We start from the raw sequence: 1,129 nt of genomic DNA, 5'->3' as shown, positions 1-1,129 counted from the left end.
AAATCAACAGACAATTTTAATAGCCAATTGATTAAAACAATGTAAACACCTTGCTTACAAATTGTCTAAATTCATGATATCCTAAACGAAGATTAATCCTTAACTGGAAGGATGGACAAAAATTGGAACACTTAGTAAATAACAGAGTTAAAGATATCGAAATATCAGGAATTAGAAAATTCTTTAATATGGTTTCTCACATGGATGACCTTATCTCGTTTACCATAGGCCAGCCGGATTTCCCTACACCTGAACATGTGAAAAATGCTGGAATTGCTGCGATTGAAAACGATTTTACTTCCTATACTCATAATGCAGGAACAATCGAATTACGGAAGGCTGCTTGTGAGTTTGTTGAAAAAAAATATGATTTGAAATATAAAGCGGATTCCGAAATAATTGTAACTGTCGGAGCAAGTGAAGCGATAGATATTGCTTTTCGAACCATTTTGGAGGAAGGGACGGAAGTTATTTTACCTGGCCCTATTTATCCAGGATATGAACCCATTATTCGAATGATGGGTGCTGTACCAATACATGTAGATCTTAGAGAAAATCAATTTCGTTTCACTTTAGAAACCATAAAACCATATATCACTGAGAAGACACGATGTATTGTGCTTCCCTATCCATCCAATCCTACTGGTGTTAGTCTATCAGAGGCTGAGGTCAAAGATATCGCAAATTTTTTAAAAGATAAAGATATTTTTGTTCTTGCTGATGAAATCTACAGCGAGCTTACCTATGACCAGAAACACACATCTATAGCGCGTTTCTTAAAAGAAAAGACCATTGTGATTAATGGGCTTTCGAAATCCCACTCAATGACTGGCTGGAGAATAGGCTTTCTATTTGCATCTGAAAATATTACAAAGCACATTTTAAAGGTGCATCAGTATAATGTCTCATGCGCTAATTCCATTGCTCAAAAAGCCGCATTAGAGGCTTTAACAGTAGGAATAAATGATGCTTCTGCTATGAAAGAGGAATATGTCATAAGAAGGGATTATGTGTTTCATCGATTAACAGCCATGGGACTTGATACAGTTAAGCCCGATGGAGCATTTTATTTCTTTGTTAAAATCCCTGAGACACTCCCTTTAAATAGCTTTGATTTTGCCATCAAACT

At 35.8% G+C, this 1,129-nt stretch carries 1 protein-coding gene; it reads left to right on the top strand.

Annotated elements, in window-relative coordinates; all coding sequences use genetic code 11:
• Positions 1-122: 122 nt before the first annotated feature.
• The coding region (locus ABES03_RS25775; RefSeq protein ID WP_430122081.1) for an aminotransferase A at positions 123-1,129 on the top strand (1,007 nt) is incomplete at its 3' end.

The organism is Neobacillus rhizosphaerae, assembly GCF_050477885.1.
GTDB lineage: Bacteria > Bacillota > Bacilli > Bacillales > Cytobacillaceae > Neobacillus > Neobacillus rhizosphaerae_A.
Note: the sequence above shows the minus strand (reverse complement) of the source record. Positions and strands in the feature narration are given on the sequence as shown.